Origin of the sequence: Methanomicrobium sp. W14 (assembly GCF_017875315.1) — an archaeon.
Classification (GTDB): domain Archaea; phylum Halobacteriota; class Methanomicrobia; order Methanomicrobiales; family Methanomicrobiaceae; genus Methanomicrobium.
Genome location: NZ_JAGGMM010000001.1, coordinates 92,106 through 107,850, shown reverse-complemented (window position 1 = coordinate 107,850; position 15,745 = coordinate 92,106). Strand labels below are relative to the sequence as shown.

Here is a 15,745-nt window from a genome sequence, read left to right as displayed (position 1 = left end):
ACTGTCAGGTATAAGACTTGAAGTGGTACATCCAATAAAACAAGGATTGAAACTCAGAGCGGCCGAAGTTACCCGGAGGACACCGCACCTTGAAGTGGTACATCCAATAAAACAAGGATTGAAACAATCTCTGAATATTTTGAAGTGCTCTTGCTCTAGTGCTTGAAGTGGTACATCCAATAAAACAAGGATTGAAACTCGGGTGCCGGGGCGGGCCTTTGATCCACCGGAGGACTTGAAGTGGTACATCCAGTAAAACAAGGGTCTGAAAAATACTGATACACGGAAACACAGGCTGAACCGGGATTATGCTAAAATTTTGAAGTAAAAATAACAGTAATCAAAGAAAAAAGGGCTAAAAGCTTTATGGAGAAGATGAACATCCGGTCTGTTTATTTTAGAGACCTGTTTTTTTCAGTTATATCTTAAGGCAATAAATCCCGGAACAAATGGCATTAAAACCATTAAACTCTCCCGTAGATATCATCGAATCTTTCTATGTCATCTTCCCCGAGATACTCTCCTATCTGAACCTCAATTACCTCAAGAGGGATTTTTCCGCGGTTAGCAAGCCTGTGCCTGACACCTGCCGGGACATAAGTGCTCTGTCCCCTGACAAGCGTCCTGACATCCGAATCCACAGTAACCTCCGCACTTCCGCTTACAACAACCCAGTGTTCACTCCTGTGATAATGCATCTGAAGCGAAAGGACATTCCCGGGTTTTACAGAGACCCTTTTTATCTTGAAAAAGTCATGGGACTCAAGAACCGTATACGACCCCCACGGGCGGTTTACGGTAAGGTGATATTTCGCGATATCGTCACCTCTTTCCTGGTACCTCTTTACAATTTCCTTTACCGACTCCGTGCAGTTCATATTGCAGACTAAAAGTGCGTCCCCGGAGTCCACAACCGCCGTATTCTCAATTCCTACAAGTGCCACCTTTTTTCCGCCTGAAGAGACATAATTGCCTTTCGAATCAAGAAATTCACCTGAACCCACGTTGCCGTTTTCATCAGGCTTTTTTGCCAGGTAAAATGATTTGAAGCTTCCAAGATCACTCCAGAAGCAGTCGAGCGGAACTACTGCGACTCTTCCCGATTTTTCCAGAAGACCGTAATCGATGGACACAGAATCAAGCGAAGGGTAATCTATATCTTCTCCGGAGAATATATCTGTCATTTCCGGCTGGTATTTTTTGGCTTCGTCAAGAAAAACCTTCGATGAAAAAAGGAATATCCCGCTGTTCCAGAGATAACCGGACTTCACGTAGTTTTCAGCAAGTGAAAGGTCCGGCTTTTCCTTAAACTCGGAAACCTTGAAGCCGTCTTTAAGAGTCTGACCCGGTTTTATGTAGCCGTAACCGGTATTGGGGCCGTCGGGCTTCACACCGAAGACCACAATATAGTCCTTCGCAAGATTTTCCGCCTTTTTGAAAATTTCTATCGATTCGTCCGAAAGAAGGTGATCGCTCGGGAAAACTATAATGTCATCATCTCCCGATTCATCGCGGACGGTTTTGACGCCCCAAAATATTGCAGGAAGCGTATTTTTACCGCACGGCTCCTTTAAAATATGACCTTCAGGTATGCTGTAGCCGAGGTCTTCTATCTGGCTTTTTACAAGGAACTGATATATTTCTCCTGTCACGACAATGATATCCTCGGGTCTGCATAACTTAAGTGCCCTCAAAAAGGTCCCCTGAAAAAGGGAATTTCCGTCAATGTTCAAAAACTGTTTTGGGTAATATTCACGCGACAGGGGCCATAGCCTGGTCCCGGTGCCGCCCGCAAGAATAACTGCCTTCATTTTTTATTCACCGGATTAAAAAGAATCTCCTCTTCAAATGACAATTAGTATAAGCACTTCATATTTGGTATTACTCGATGAAAACATTTATTCCCGGACGTGAGTATAAAATGAAACATGGAGGTTCTGACAGGTATGAGTACAAAAAATGCTATATATATAATTGCAGCTGTTACGGTTCTTCTGTTTGCGGCATTCTGTGCGGGGTGCTCATCGGATTCCACAACTGAAAAAAGCATCAGTACCCACGGATTTGAAAAGACCGCATCCTCACTTGAAAGGCACTATACTACTGACGGTTCGTGCTATTACGTCTCGCAGGTCGAAGTTAAGAACGCAGGTACAGGCAATGCAAAAAACGTCATGGTAAGGTGTAACCTCATAGACCGGAATTCAGGGGAAACCGCCGACACAGACAGTCATTTTTTTGAGGTTATAGATGAGGGGGACTACAAATTATTTACAGCAAAACTTAACGGGGAATGCGGAAAAGAGTATAATCTTGATATAGACATTTCGGAGGACTACAAATGAAGATAACCGGATTGTGCGCAAGCCCGAGGGGAAAGAAAAGCGTTACCGCATCGCTTGTAGAAGAAGGTCTTTTAGGAGCTGAAAAAAAAGGTGCAGACACAAAGTACATTGACCTGTGCAAACAGGATATTAAATTCTGCAAGGCATGCGGCGTATGCTATAAAAAAGGCAAATGCGTGCGAAAAGACGACTATCAGGAGATCCTTGATGAAATCATGGAGAGCGACGGGATAATTCTCGGCTCTCCCAACTACATAAACTCAGTCTCTGCGCAGATGAAGGTGTTTCTCGACAGGCTTGCAGACTCCATACACTGCCAGAAGTTTACAGGCAAATACGGGTTTTCGGTATCCACTGCAGGAGGAGCAAACTCCGACTCGGTTGCTGAATACCTGAACTCAACTCTCATTGTCCTGGGTGCAAACACCACAGGTAAAGTAAACATCGACATCGGGCCAGACCCGAACGGTATCAAAGAAGCTAAAAAACAGGCATATGCTTGCGGTGAAGAGCTTTTTGAGGCAATTAAAGAGAAAAAAACCTGGCCTGAACAGGAAAGACTTCACGGCGAAATAGGGGAGAGGATGAAGGTGCTTGTCACGCAAAACAAAGATGAGTGGAAGCACGAATACAGCTACTGGAAAAAACAGGACAAAATTTAAAATAATTAATTTATTTTTCCGTGGAATCCCGCCAAAATATTCCAAGCCTTCTTCTTTACCTCCGGTTCATTTATTTATAGTATTGTTCGGGCGGATTATGCAACACAGTTGAAAAAACCTCTCAAAAATCATAAAGATCTCACGACAGGTATTTTTGCCCCGCATACTTTGCACATATCTTTGTCAAGGTTCACCTCATCCTGCATAAATCCGTGTCTTTCTATAAGAAGGGCGCCGCAGTTGTGACACCATGTGTTGCAGTAAGGATGTGACGCTACGTTTCCTATGTAAGGATACCTGATTCCGGCATCCTTTGCAAACAGATACGCTTTTTCAAGAGTTTTCAGGGGTGTAGGGGAAAGACTGGTCATATTGTAATCCGGGTGGAAAGCCGTGAAATGGACAGGAGTATTTTCACCGAGATTTTCATAAATCCAGCTGACAAGACTTTTTATCTCGTCGTCGGAATCGTTCAGGCCGGGAATAAGAAGGGTTACAGTCTCGACATGCATCCCGCACTCCTTCGCCTTAACCGTCGCATCCAAGACAGGCTGAAGTTTCGCACCGCAGATCTTACGGTAAAAGTCGTCGGTGAAAGCCTTAATATCCACGCGGAATGCAGAAAGCATCCCTGAAAGTTCGGATACGGCCTCTTCCGTCATATAACCGTTTGTTACATATATCGTCCCGAGACCTTCACTTTGGGCCAGCTTTCCCATGTTCATCGCATATTCGTGCCAGAGAGTTGGCTCATTGTATGTCCATGCAATGCTTCTGCACCTGTAATCAAGAGCTTTTAAAACACCCTTCTGCGGGCTTAAGCCGTGAAGAAAGTCTGCGGTCGTACACTGGGATATTTCCCAGTTCTGGCAGTGTTTGCACCTGAAGTTGCACCCGATTCCCCCCAGTGAATATACCTGTGTTCCGGGAAGAAAATGATAAAGGGGCTTTTTTTCGACCGGGTCGACGGCTTCCGCGCTTACCCTTCCGTAACTTTCGGTGTAAAGGGTTCCGCCTTTGTTGGTCCTGACGCCGCATATTCCACTCTTGTTCTCCTTAATCAGACACCTGTGGCTGCAAAGTCCGCATTTTACAGAATTATCACCGGTTTTTTCATAAAGAACAGCTTCATGCATTCTATCCGTTCACCTGCCAATGGTCTTTTATCAGCAGGTTTTTACGTATAATGTTTCCCCTTCTTTTGGAATTTCAAAAATCCCCGGCAGATAAAAATACAGACAGCTTTTGCACAGGGAAATCTTAATCTGCAAAAAACATCCTTAAAGATAATTATTTGCAGGAAAGCCTGAAAAGACATCTGCAAAAAAATGTAAAACGAGATGACATAAAAATGGCGACAGACCCTGTATGCAAAATGGATGTTGATGAAAAAACAGCGGAATATACATCAGAATACAAAGGAAAAAGGTATTATTTCTGCGCAAAAGGCTGCAAAATTTCTTTTGACAAGGAGCCTGAAAAATTTCTGGAAAATTAAAACCCGAAAAATAGAAAAAAAATTCCTTTTCCCGGATTATCTAAAAAAGGGCTCTCCTTTCTTTACACGACAAACATTTTTAAAACGCCTGATATATGGGATATTTTCTTCCAAAGTCCTATATGAAATATCCCGGGCATGTTTTTGGAAAGAATATATGCTATCATAACCAAAATTTAGTTTTAGTATGAAAAAAATCGTAATATCACTTGGCGGTTCTGTTCTTGTCCCTTCACTTGAATCCAACAGAATAAAGGATTACCGGGATGCCCTGTCCGGATTGTCTGAAAAATACCAGGTCTTCATAGTCATCGGAGGCGGCGGTGAAGCCAGAAGGTATATCGATGTTGCGCGCTCGCTTGGTATCGACGAAGCCGCATCGGACGAACTTGGAATAATGATAACAAGGATAAATGCATCGCTTCTTCTATGGGCCCTCGGGGACTTCGCCTATCCTGCTGTTGCCAGGGACTATACTGACGCACTGAAATATGCAGAATCAAAAAAGATTGTTGTTATGGGCGGTGTCACCCCGGGACAGACTACTGATGCGGTCTCGGCAGTCCTTGCAGAACGCGTTAAAGCTGACCTTTTAATCAACGCAACTTCAATAGACGGAATATATTCGGAAGACCCGAAAAAGAACAGCAGTGCAGAAAAATTCGAGACGATGACCCCTGAAGACCTCATATCGATTGTATCCGAAGGAAAAATGGGTGCAGGCTCAAACAACGTAATAGACCTCGTCGCCGCAAAAATAATCCAGAGAAGCATGATACCTCTGATAGTCCTTGACGGAACAGACACCAAAAACCTGACAGAAGCGCTTGTAAAAGGAAAATTCTGCGGTTCGGTTGTAAGCAGCTCAAAAAAATGTCCCCTGCCCCTCTGACGCCTGATAATTTAATACAAAACCGGCATATTTTTTAACAGAACGAACAAATAAGTGATGTCACAGAAGGGGTAGTAGGGTAGCCTGGTCCATCCTAGAGCGTTTGGGACGCTTTGACGGCAGTTCGAATCTGCCCTACCCCATAAGTGTTTTTTTATGCATACAAAAGATGCCTGCAAAATATATTCTGTTCTTGAAAAACTATACGTAAAAAAGGGTACTAATTTCAATTTTCTGGAGTTTGAAAACCCTTTCCAGATTCTTGTAATGACCATACTTTCCGCACAGACGACTGACAAAACGGTAAACAGGGTAAAACAAAAGCTTTTCGAAAAGTACCCGGACTGCAAAAGCCTCTCAAAAGCCAATATCACGGAAGTCGAAGAACTTATCAGAAGCACCGGCTTTTACCACTCGAAGGCAAAAAACATAGTCAGTGCATCAGAAATTTTATGTCGCGAATACGACTGCAAAGTCCCGAAAACGATTGAAGAGCTCGTTAATCTTCCGGGCGTCGGGAGAAAAACCGCAAACATAGTTTTAAACCATGCATACAACATAAACGAGGGCATTGCAGTGGATACGCATGTAAAACGCGTCTCTTTCCGCCTCGGACTGACTGAAAATACTGACCCTGTAAAAGTCGAAAAGGACCTGAAATCAATATACCCGAAACAAGCATGGGGAAAAATCAATTTCCTTTTTATTTCACACGGAAGAGCCGTATGCGACGCAAAAAAACCTGCATGTGAAAAATGCGGGCTTAAAGATATTTGCAGGTATTACAGGGAGAATCCCCTCTAATATCAAATATCAGGTGAACCGGATTTACTCTTAACTTAAAGATCTTAGATTAATTTTGAATTTCACCAGTCCGGCCGGGCTGTATCCGGTCATACTAAAAAAATTACGCAAAATTATTGGTTTAGTGGGCTGCAAGATATGCCTGAATCCTGTCGCCCACATTCTGCTCAAGGTTTCTGTACCAGAAAGCGTAATCATAGCGGTGATAGACACCTTCCGGGTAAGAGCCGATATCAAGCTCCTCTCCTTTTGGAATGTTTGTCATCAGGGCTCCGGATGTCATGTTTATCTGTGCATCACTGTAATTTGCGACTTCACGCAGGAATTCTCCGGTAGAATCATTGTAAAACACTGCACCAAGATTTTCCGATGCATCCGCATATGTCGGGTCCGTCTTCCAGTTCAGAGGGTTGATGCAGTGTGCACCTGCCATAAGCATCGGCCCTCCGACAGACGACGGCGACTGCGTATTGTAGGTAATTACGACTCCGGTATCGTTTGCACCACTTGCTGCGGTAAGGTTTGCCTTTGAAAGGTCGTCATCCGTCACAGTGTAGCCGATAAGATATGCTGCGACAAGACGGTCCCTTAACTTTGGGTCGTCACCGAAACGGTTTTTTATCAGCTCAATAAGCGCCATCGTCCCCTGGCTGTGGCCTGCAATTATAAACGGACGGCCGTTATTGAGATTGTCGATATAATAGTCGAATGCAGCCTCAACATCCTTTGCACCACGCTTAAATTCATCAGTATCCGTTGCAAGACCGCTGCCGGACATCGTTACGCCTGTTGACATCTGCCTGTAATACGGTGCAAAAACATTTGCAGAAGTTTCGTAAACACTTGCCTGGGCCTCAAGAATACCTTGTGCGAGCGCCCTGTCAGTGTCATCGCTTATAAGCATGGAGCCGGACGAATTACTACTTACCGTTGGGTATACGTAAAACACGTCGACTTCCTTGTCAACAGCAGGCAGGGACAGCCAGTTGTAGGGGTCAGAGTAGTCAACTTCGCTTTCAGAAGAAGTGGTTTCGTTTAACCCAATATTTTTTTCTGTTGATGCATTCACTGCAGTTTCACCGCCGTCTGAATTTACAGGCGCATTTCCGTCGCCTGTACACCCGCATACAAGAATAAAACCCAGTCCGACAACCGCAACCAGAAGGGACAGTCTTACAAGACCGTTTTTTTTGAGATTATCCGGTATCATATTATTACTAAACCAAACTTTCATTTAAAAGATGCCATTTCCTTTAACCGAACCAAAATATGAAAAGTTTTGGTTCATGTTCTTCAGAAATTTTTCAGCGAAATAAATGCCCAAAATATATGATTTTTCAAAAAAAATATTTCTTTTTTGTCTCTGCATCCTATAGCATAACCGATGCATAGATGAAATAAACAATCCCTGAAACAATTGCCGCACACGGAATAGTCAGAAACCATGCCGCAATGATTTCACGGACACTGTTCCAGCGTACGGCTGAAGTGTAGCCTCTTGTCATACCGGCACCCATAATCGAACCGCTTATCGCATGGGTTGTTGACACCGGAACACCGAAAGACGTCATCAGGGCAAGAACACCGCTTCCGGAAAAAGAGGCTGAAAGGCCCTGATAAGGTCTTATTTTGGTTATTTTGTTGGCCATCTTGTCTATTACCTTCCAGCCCCCGAGAAGAGTCCCAAGAGAGATTGCAAGACATGATGAAACAATGACCCACAAAGGAACTTCAAATGCCGATATAACACCTGCCGCAAAAAGCATTGCAGTAATCATACCCATTGCGTTCTGCGCATCGTTTGCACCATGACCTATTGCCTGAAATGCCCCGGCAACTACCTGGAAAGGCCGAAATCCTCTTTCAATCTTATGGGGTGATTTATTTCTGAAAATTCTCATAATAACTACACCCAGAAGAAAAGCAGATATCATTCCAAGCATAGGGGATACGACGATGAAGATTATCACTGCAAATATACCTGTAACTGAAAGAGTCCCCGTTATCATCAGAAGAGGAACAGTCAGCGCAATACCAGTCAGAAATGAAAATCCAAGGTATCTTTTCCAGTCATCGTTGTTGCGGACACACGCCACTGCAAAGACCGCCGAAACAATAAGTCCTCCTGCAACCGCATAAATTAAGAGCATTAAAACAGTCGTAAGATCAGGCCAGATTATGACACTCATTCCGCCCATGACAATTCCCGCACCTACAAGACCACCTACAAGGGCATGACTGCTTGATACGGGAATACCAAAATAAGAAGCGAAAAAGACCCAGATGACAGCACCAACCATTGCAGCAAGAATCAGGTGAGTTGTAAGAAAAGAGGATTCAACGATGCCTTTCCCGATTGTTTTCGCAATCGCGGTCGAAAACAAAAACGGCCCGAGCATGTTGAAAACCGAGGCCATCAAAACCGCTTTGAAAGGAGTTAGAGCTTTTGTCGCTACAACTGTCGCTATTGAGTTTGCCGCATCATTAAGCCCGTTTACGAAGTTGAACATCAGGGCCAGGAATATTCCGAGAACTATTACAATTATATCCATAATTTCTCAGGAGTGCCTGATTGCAATGTCAGCAAGGAGGTTTGCAACATCCTCGCACCTGTCCGTTGTCTCTTCCATTATCTCATAGATGTCCTTGAACTTGACAATACGGATTGCATCATTTGTCTTGAAAAGGGCCTGAAGGGCAACTCCCAGGACCTCGTCGGCAAGATTTTCAAGCCTGTTTATCTCAATGCAAAGGTCTGCTACGCCTTTCGGGTCTTTAAGGTCTCTTATCCCAAGAACAGCCTTTTCAAGCACCCTCGTTTGTGAGCATATGATATTTGAGGACTCAAGCATGTATTTGTCAGTCGCATCTATATCATAGTAAAACATCTTCTGCGAGGTATCATCGATTGCATCAAGTATATCGTCCATCCCGGATGCAAGCCTTGATATTTCCTCGGGCTCTATAGGAGTTATAAAACTCTGGTTTAAGAGCTGGTATATAGAATGTGTAATATCATCTCCGGAATGTTCATATGTTTTCATTTTATGGCACTGATTTTTGATGTCACCATAACTCTCAATCATATAATGCAGATGATCGGCAGCTTTAATAAGAGTCGCTGCCTGCTGCTCGAACAGATCATAAAAATGCTTGTCCTGCGGAATCAACCAGTCTTTCAAGCTCAATAAATAATCACCTTAGCGTTTATTATTATTACACTGGCAGGAAAAAGATTTTTTGGAAACTGCACATCTGATGGCAGTAAGACCAAAAAATCACCGAACTTTACCTGTTTCTATAGTATTATGTTATTGATAACCCTTTAATGATTCCAGAACAGAAATCAGCTGGTTTTTATCATGAACTTGAAAGGCTGAATTCTCCAAACTCACACCCGAATTCCGTTACGGTGTTGCAGTTTTTCAATATTTAATTGTTGAACCTTTTTTCAAGCCTGTACGATATCAGAAAGACTGTTGCTGCATAAAGTACCTGCATTATAAGCCCGGTCGAATATCCGCTCCACGGATTGAAGATTATCACTGCATAAAGCGGGCATAAAAGCGACACGATATCTTTTTTCGGCATAGTATACGCAATGTATCCAAGCAGAAACGATGCTATAAAGCATCCCAAAACACCCGAATACCAATATCCCGGCGCGAAAAACAGACCGAAAATCATCCCGATGACTATTCCTGAAAAGGCAACTACCGGCGGAATCAGCCATTTGTGCAAAAGAATTTTTTCAAAGATACGGATTTTACTTTTATCCATAATAACAACCTGTTAAACAAAAACCGGAATTACTCCCCGAAATTCCCTGAAGTACCTTAAATAATAGACATTTCCGGGATTACCCGGCAGGCAAACACCGTGCATGAAAGATTAGTCCTTTATTTTTTGACAGAAATTCCAAAAATCCTTTTCATTTTCTTCTTATGATAACTGCATTTATCACAGGGTCACCGGCGACAATATATCTTCTGATTACCTGCCCGTAAACCTCCACGATATCACCCTTATTCACGTCTTCTGACGGAGTTGTAAACATTTTAACGGATATTTCACCGGACTTGTCAGATACAAGGTACTGCGGCCTGTTAAGCGATTTGAAACGCACCCATCCGACTAAACCCTCTATTTTTACGATATCTCCAATCATTGCAGAAGTAATGGCGTTAATTCTTGTTTTCCTGGCTTCACTCTCATAAACCGGTGCAATTTTCTCATACTGGTCCTGGCTCATATAATTCAGGGCAGCAGGAATCAGAAGCAGCATGACAAGAAATATACTGCCAGTTATAAGAAACGAAAAGTCACCGCTTGAAACAAAATAGAATGCAAGAAACAGCGCAAGCATTACTACAACAGCAATATTAATTACCGAAATCCTTACAGTTTTGCCTTTTATCTTCATTTAACCTTTAACCTTTCAGTAAAAAAAATTAAATTTAGTTGCTTCCCTCAATCTCTTTCTTGAAGGAATAATAATAGATAACTCCGACAAATATCATTCCTCCGATAATGTTTCCGATTGTAACAACAATAATGTTGTTGGTCCACATGGAAACCCAGCTGAGATTGTTCAGTTTGGCCCCTATTGCCGCCATCTGGTCCGCCGACAGGTAAGGCGCCGTGAAAAGCCCTGCAGGAATGAAGAACATGTTTGCCACACAGTGCTCAAATCCGCTTGCAACAAAAGCCATTATCGGGAACCAGATTCCAAGGATTTTACCTACAGCATCATCCGCACATATTCCAAGGAGTATTGCAAGATTTACAAGCCAGTTACAACAGATAGCCTTCAGGAAACATGACCATGTCGCAGCAAGCCCTATATAACTCGTTTTACCGGCCGCAATGTTTACCGCTGTCATACCAAATGCAGTGACCGTCGCGGTGCCGGTTGCAGACCATGATGTATAAGGACCGTATGCAACAAAATAGGCAAAAACGATTGACCCGATAAGATTTCCTATGTACACCCACAGCCACAGCCTGAGAACTGATCCCCAGCTTATTCTGTGAATAAAGGCAGCCATAGGTGCAAACATTGCATCTCCTGTAAAAAGCTCCGCTCCAGTCAGAACGATTATGATAAGCCCGACAGGAAATACGGCACCAAGAACAAACTTGGCCATTCCTGAACCCAGATAATCAGCAACACCCGTCGAACATACAGTTGCAAGAGCAGCTCCCATTGCAATATAGGCACCTGCCATAAACCCACGAAGAAGCATGTTCCAGGCAGGTAATGCACACTTGCCTTTGCCGGCAGTTCCTACTTTGGCAATTATAGTCGCCGGTGCATGAAATACCATATCAATTACCTCCAAATTAAAGTATAAGCAAACTTTAAATCCGATATAACTCTCAATCTATCAGATTAACTGCTTACGACTGACAATTTAAACACCAATCCGGATTTTGGAAAGAGTCTCTTTACAGCTTACAGGCTTTTACACTGTACAGTACTCTTATGAGAACAAAAACCCGGAAAATTCCTCCGTTTTGCCACACAATGGTTTTAAATAATTATCAGCATTTCAGAATTAGGCAATTCGATATATAATATTTTTCTATTTATATCAGGAGAAAATAATCTTTTACAGAAAAAAAAGGTGAAGTACCCCTCTTTCAGGTAAAGATATCATAATTAATTGTATCAGAAAGTTAACATAAAAGCAACTCATTTTTTTACGGCACGCACCCTAAAAAAACAGCATATAATCTTTAATTTATAATAAAATCGCAAATTTACTGAATATGCAGGAAATGCATCCGGGGTACCCAAAAATAATTTTGGTAAACGTTTTTCTCCCAGGTCACCTGATATCACAAAAAATAAATGAAATGTCTTTACGGGCATGACCTTAATTAAAGGTAATACGAGAGACGGGAATCACTTCAGATTTTCAGGCATATTTACCCTATTTTGCCACAGAGGTCTTAATATAAACGCGAATATATAAATGAGGAACATTTTATCGTTTTTTTACATGTACAGCACATTCAATAAAATATATTTATTTAATTAATTTGTTTTGTAAATGAGCATTTATATCTCATATTTTTGATTAGAAAGGGCAAATATCCATTTTCTCTCCCAAATCATAAGTGTACTTTAAATAGGTTTTTTCTTTAAGGATATTTTGTAGAGGTATTGCAAACATGGAATTTAATTATGTCCCGACAACCTGTCCCTACTGCGGTGTCGGCTGCTCTTTTAATCTCGTCGTAGTTGACGGTAAAGTTGTAGGAACTGCGCCGTTTCAGCGTTCACCGGTCAATGAAGGGAGAATCTGCCAAAAAGGTGCATACGCCCACGAATTCGTAAACTCACCTGACAGGCTGACTACACCGCTTATAAAAAAAGACGGAAAATTCGTTAAGGCTTCATGGGATGAAGCAATAAGTCTTGTTGCGGAAAAATTCAACCAGTACAAAGGGGAGGAATCTGCAGTTATATGCTGTGCACGTGCGTCAAACGAAGACAATTACGCACTCCAGAAATTCGGCCGCATTGTTATGCAGACACCAAATGTCGATCACTGCGCAAGGCTGTGCCATGCGTCAACCGTCGCCGGCCTTGCACAGATTTTTGGTTCAGGAGCAATGACCAATTCTATAAGAGACATTGCCGAGACTGACTGTTGCTTCATAATAGGAAGCAACAATTTTGAGGCACATCCGCTTATAGGCAGAAGAATTATGCAGGCAAAAAAGAGAGGTGCAAAGATTATTGTCTGCGACCCACGCAGAACGCCTACTGCAAAACAGGCCCACCTGCACCTGCAGCACTATTCCGGCACAGACATAGCACTTTTAAACGGAATGATGCAGTATATCATCCAAAACGGGTGGGAAGATAAAAAGTTCATAGAATCCAGGACAACAGGGTTCGAAGAGTTCAAAAAGAACATAATGCAGGATAAATACAACCTCGACAACGTATCCAAAATTACGGGAGTTGCAAAAGAGGACATTGAAACGGCCTGCAAATGGATCCATGAAGCAGACAAAACATCCGCAATATATACTCTTGGAATTACCCAGCACACATGCGGCGTGGACAATGTCCGCTCCATAGGCTATCTCCAGATGCTTACGGGAAACATGGGAAAACCCGGCACAGGCGTAAATCCGCTCAGGGGGCAGAACAATGTCCAGGGAGCATGCGACATGGGCGCTCTTCCAAACGTCCTTCCGGGATACCAGAAGGTTACGGACGAGACTGTCATCAAAAAATTCGAGGATGCATGGGGAGCAAAGGTTCCGGCAAAAGTGGGTCTTACAATTCCTGAAATACTTGACACGTTCGCAGATAACCCCGACAAGCTTAAATGCCTTTACCTGATGGGAGAAAACCCGATTATATCCGACCCCGATATAGGCCATGTCGACAAGGCACTCAAAAATGTCGAGTTTCTTGTTGTCCAGGACATATTCCTTACAGAAACTGCAGAATACGCTGACGTAGTCCTTCCTGCTGTATGTTTTGCAGAAAAGGACGGAACGCAGACGAATACCGAACGCCGTGTCCAGAGATGGAGAAAAGCCCAGAACGGACCAGGAGAGTCGAAATATGACTGGCAGATAATCTCTGAGATTGCCTCCAAAATGGATATGGGTGACAAATTCAGCTGGGAAAGTGCATCCGACGTATTTGACGAGATGGCTTCCCTTACTCCCCAGTATTCAGGCATGAACTATGAAAGAATAGAGAAGCAGGGACTACAGTGGCCGTGCCCTTCCTTAGACCATCCGGGAACAAAAGTTATGCATGCAGAGACTTTCAATGGAATGCCGGAAGGAAAAGCTGCGTTTGCCCCGATTGAACACCGCCCGCCGGCAGAGGTGACGGACTCGGATTACCCGTACATTCTGACTACAGGTGCAACCATCTGGCACTGGCCGTCAGGGACTATGACACGCAGGTGCAAGACTCTTGACCGGGACTGCCCGACCGGATGGATTGAAATAAACTCAGAAGATGCAAAGGAGCTTGGAATCAAAAACGGTGATACGGTTACTGCATCCTCACGCAGGGGAGAAGTGGACGTTCCGGCAAGAATTACTCCTGACATCAAAAAAGGTGTGATGTTTATGCCTTTCCACTTCTGGGAGTGCCGGGCGAACTGGATTACAAATACGCCCTATGACCCGGTATCAAAGACGCCGGAATACAAAGTGTGCGCAATTAACGTAGTCAAAAAGCAGGAGGCGTAAGAAAAATGGCAGCAAAAAACGATAAAATATATGCATGGGCGTCGGATTCTGAAATTCTTTCAAAAGGAGAGTGCGGCGGAGCTGTTACAGCTCTTTTGAAATACGCACTTGAAAACAAAATTGTAGACGGCGTTCTGACCGTGCAGAAAGGGCTTGACCTGTATGATGCAAAGCCGGTGTTCATAACCGACCCAAAAGACATCACGAAAGCTTCGGGGTCACTTCACTGCGGGACTCTTCTTCTGCCCAAACTGATAAAAAAATACCTAAACGGCGCCAGGGATATGAAAATTGCGGTGACGCTTAAAGGCTGTGATGCAAAGGCGATGTATGAACTTGCAAAAAGGCAGCAGATAAACCTTGACAACGTTATAATGATAGGTCTTAACTGCGGAGGCTCGGTCTCACCCGTAACAGCCCGTGAGATGATAGAAAAGAAATACGATGTGGACCCGGACTCGGTAATCAAGGAAGAGATTGACAAAGGAAAGTTCATAATAGAGTATGAAGGCGGAGAAAAAGGAATATCCATCGACGAACTTGAAGATGAAGGATACGGACGCCGCCAGAACTGCCAGAGATGCAAGACCAAAATTCCCAGGCAGTGCGACCTTGCATGCGGGAACTGGGGAATAATCGGGGACAAAGCCGGCAAAGCCACATTCATTGAAATCTGTAGTGACAAGGGTGCAGACCTTGTGACAAAAGCCGTATCGGAAGGTGCAGTAAAATCATCTGAAGCATTACCCAAAGGGGTCGAAATAAGGGAAAAAATCGAGAATTCAATGTTCAAACTCGCCGACAAGGCTCGTGAAAAGCAGTTTGCAAAGCTCGGAAAAGGTGCGGAACGCCTTGAATTCATCATGGAAGAGACTTCAAAATGTATAAAGTGCTACCAGTGCATCGAAAACTGTCCCATCTGCTACTGCGTCGAATGCTCCACGAAAAAGCCATATCTGGTTACCCCGGGTCAGGTACCGCCTCCTTTCATGTTCCACCTTATCAGGTACTCCCATATATCTGACTCATGCATCAACTGCGGACAGTGTGAAGAGCTCTGCGCAATGGATATCCCGAACTCGCTTTACATGCATGCAATCCAGACCGAAATGCAGGACATGTTCGGATACGTCCCGGGTGAAAACATGGACCTGCCGGTTCTCTCGCTTGTCGAAGAGGGCCAGGAGAGAAAGCGCCTGGGTGACACAGGTGATGACCAGATATTCAATATCTTCAGTGACTGAATAAACCGGCAGGATAAAACGAAAAAAACAAATTTTTTAGTTCACAATTCCTGAAAAAACGGCAG

Annotated in this window: 15 protein-coding genes, 1 tRNA gene and 1 CRISPR repeat array (1 of these 17 running past the window's edge); of the genes, 8 read left to right on the top strand and 8 right to left on the bottom strand. The window is 43.5% G+C overall.

Features of this window, described 5'->3' with window-relative positions; all coding sequences use genetic code 11:
• A CRISPR array of direct repeats spans nucleotides 1-271; the repeat unit is 37 nt; unit sequence CTTGAAGTGGTACATCCAATAAAACAAGGATTGAAAC; it reaches 131 nt to the left of the window's first position.
• A gap of 193 nt (nucleotides 272-464) precedes the next feature.
• Nucleotides 465-1,811, bottom strand: coding sequence for a mannose-1-phosphate guanylyltransferase/mannose-6-phosphate isomerase (locus J2128_RS00530; RefSeq protein WP_209688829.1), 1,347 nt, complete (start codon nucleotides 1,809-1,811; stop codon nucleotides 465-467).
• A gap of 135 nt (nucleotides 1,812-1,946) precedes the next feature.
• Here J2128_RS00530 and J2128_RS00525 point away from each other — a divergent pair, with 135 nt between their 5' ends.
• A complete protein-coding gene (locus J2128_RS00525) occupies nucleotides 1,947-2,345 on the top strand; it encodes a hypothetical protein (protein ID WP_209688828.1) in 399 nt (132 codons plus the stop codon).
• Entirely contained in the window at nucleotides 2,342-3,007 is a 666-nt protein-coding gene (locus J2128_RS00520; RefSeq protein ID WP_209688827.1) for a flavodoxin family protein, read from the top strand. The genes J2128_RS00525 and J2128_RS00520 overlap by 4 nt, the downstream gene beginning before the upstream one ends.
• Nucleotides 3,008-3,135: 128 nt before the next feature.
• On the opposite strand, the gene amrS is transcribed toward J2128_RS00520, so the two are convergent.
• Nucleotides 3,136-4,143, bottom strand: a complete 1,008-nt coding sequence (gene amrS / locus J2128_RS00515; RefSeq protein WP_209688826.1) for an AmmeMemoRadiSam system radical SAM enzyme — start codon at nucleotides 4,141-4,143, stop codon at nucleotides 3,136-3,138.
• A gap of 215 nt (nucleotides 4,144-4,358) precedes the next feature.
• On the opposite strand from amrS, the gene J2128_RS00510 reads away from it, so the two are divergent.
• The 4 genes from J2128_RS00510 (at nucleotide 4,359) to nth (ending at nucleotide 6,201) form a co-directional block, all read left to right on the top strand.
• Nucleotides 4,359-4,505 (top strand): YHS domain-containing protein, encoded by a 147-nt coding sequence (locus J2128_RS00510; protein WP_209688825.1) that lies wholly within the window; start codon nucleotides 4,359-4,361, stop codon nucleotides 4,503-4,505.
• 187 nt (nucleotides 4,506-4,692) lie between these two features.
• Entirely contained in the window at nucleotides 4,693-5,397 is a 705-nt protein-coding gene (gene pyrH / locus J2128_RS00505; protein ID WP_209688824.1) for a UMP kinase, read from the top strand.
• Nucleotides 5,398-5,465: 68 nt separating this feature from the next.
• A tRNA-Pro gene (locus J2128_RS00500) sits at nucleotides 5,466-5,540 on the top strand.
• Between the two features lie 13 nt (nucleotides 5,541-5,553).
• Nucleotides 5,554-6,201 carry an endonuclease III gene (gene nth, locus J2128_RS00495; RefSeq protein WP_209688823.1) on the top strand — a complete coding sequence of 216 codons (648 nt, stop codon included), beginning with the start codon at nucleotides 5,554-5,556 and terminating at the stop codon, nucleotides 6,199-6,201.
• 121 nt (nucleotides 6,202-6,322) lie between these two features.
• Here nth and J2128_RS00490 read toward each other — a convergent pair whose 3' ends face one another.
• The 6 genes from J2128_RS00490 to J2128_RS00465 all read right to left on the bottom strand — a co-directional run bounded on the left by J2128_RS00490 (nucleotide 6,323) and on the right by J2128_RS00465 (nucleotide 11,528).
• Nucleotides 6,323-7,411, bottom strand: coding sequence for a DUF3089 domain-containing protein (locus J2128_RS00490; RefSeq protein WP_245323234.1), 1,089 nt, complete (start codon nucleotides 7,409-7,411; stop codon nucleotides 6,323-6,325).
• A gap of 160 nt (nucleotides 7,412-7,571) precedes the next feature.
• A complete protein-coding gene (locus tag J2128_RS00485; protein WP_209688822.1) occupies nucleotides 7,572-8,753 on the bottom strand; it encodes an inorganic phosphate transporter in 1,182 nt (393 codons plus the stop codon).
• Nucleotides 8,754-8,759: 6 nt separating this feature from the next.
• On the bottom strand, nucleotides 8,760-9,383 hold the full coding sequence (locus J2128_RS00480; RefSeq protein WP_348632346.1) for a DUF47 family protein: 624 nt from the start codon (nucleotides 9,381-9,383) through the stop codon (nucleotides 8,760-8,762).
• Between the two features lie 250 nt (nucleotides 9,384-9,633).
• Nucleotides 9,634-9,981 carry a hypothetical protein gene (locus tag J2128_RS00475; protein ID WP_209688820.1) on the bottom strand — a complete coding sequence of 116 codons (348 nt, stop codon included), beginning with the start codon at nucleotides 9,979-9,981 and terminating at the stop codon, nucleotides 9,634-9,636.
• A 151-nt stretch (nucleotides 9,982-10,132) separates the two neighbouring features.
• A complete protein-coding gene (locus J2128_RS00470; RefSeq protein ID WP_209688819.1) occupies nucleotides 10,133-10,624 on the bottom strand; it encodes a nucleotide-binding protein in 492 nt (163 codons plus the stop codon).
• Between the two features lie 34 nt (nucleotides 10,625-10,658).
• On the bottom strand, nucleotides 10,659-11,528 hold the full coding sequence (locus J2128_RS00465) for a formate/nitrite transporter family protein (protein ID WP_209688818.1): 870 nt from the start codon (nucleotides 11,526-11,528) through the stop codon (nucleotides 10,659-10,661).
• 850 nt (nucleotides 11,529-12,378) lie between these two features.
• Here J2128_RS00465 and fdhF point away from each other — a divergent pair.
• A complete protein-coding gene (gene fdhF / locus J2128_RS00460; RefSeq protein ID WP_209688817.1) occupies nucleotides 12,379-14,436 on the top strand; it encodes a formate dehydrogenase subunit alpha in 2,058 nt (685 codons plus the stop codon).
• Between the two features lie 5 nt (nucleotides 14,437-14,441).
• Complete coding sequence (locus J2128_RS00455; protein ID WP_209688816.1) at nucleotides 14,442-15,680, top strand: Coenzyme F420 hydrogenase/dehydrogenase, beta subunit C-terminal domain; 1,239 nt, start codon at nucleotides 14,442-14,444, stop codon at nucleotides 15,678-15,680.
• The last annotated feature ends 65 nt before the right edge of the window (nucleotides 15,681-15,745 follow it).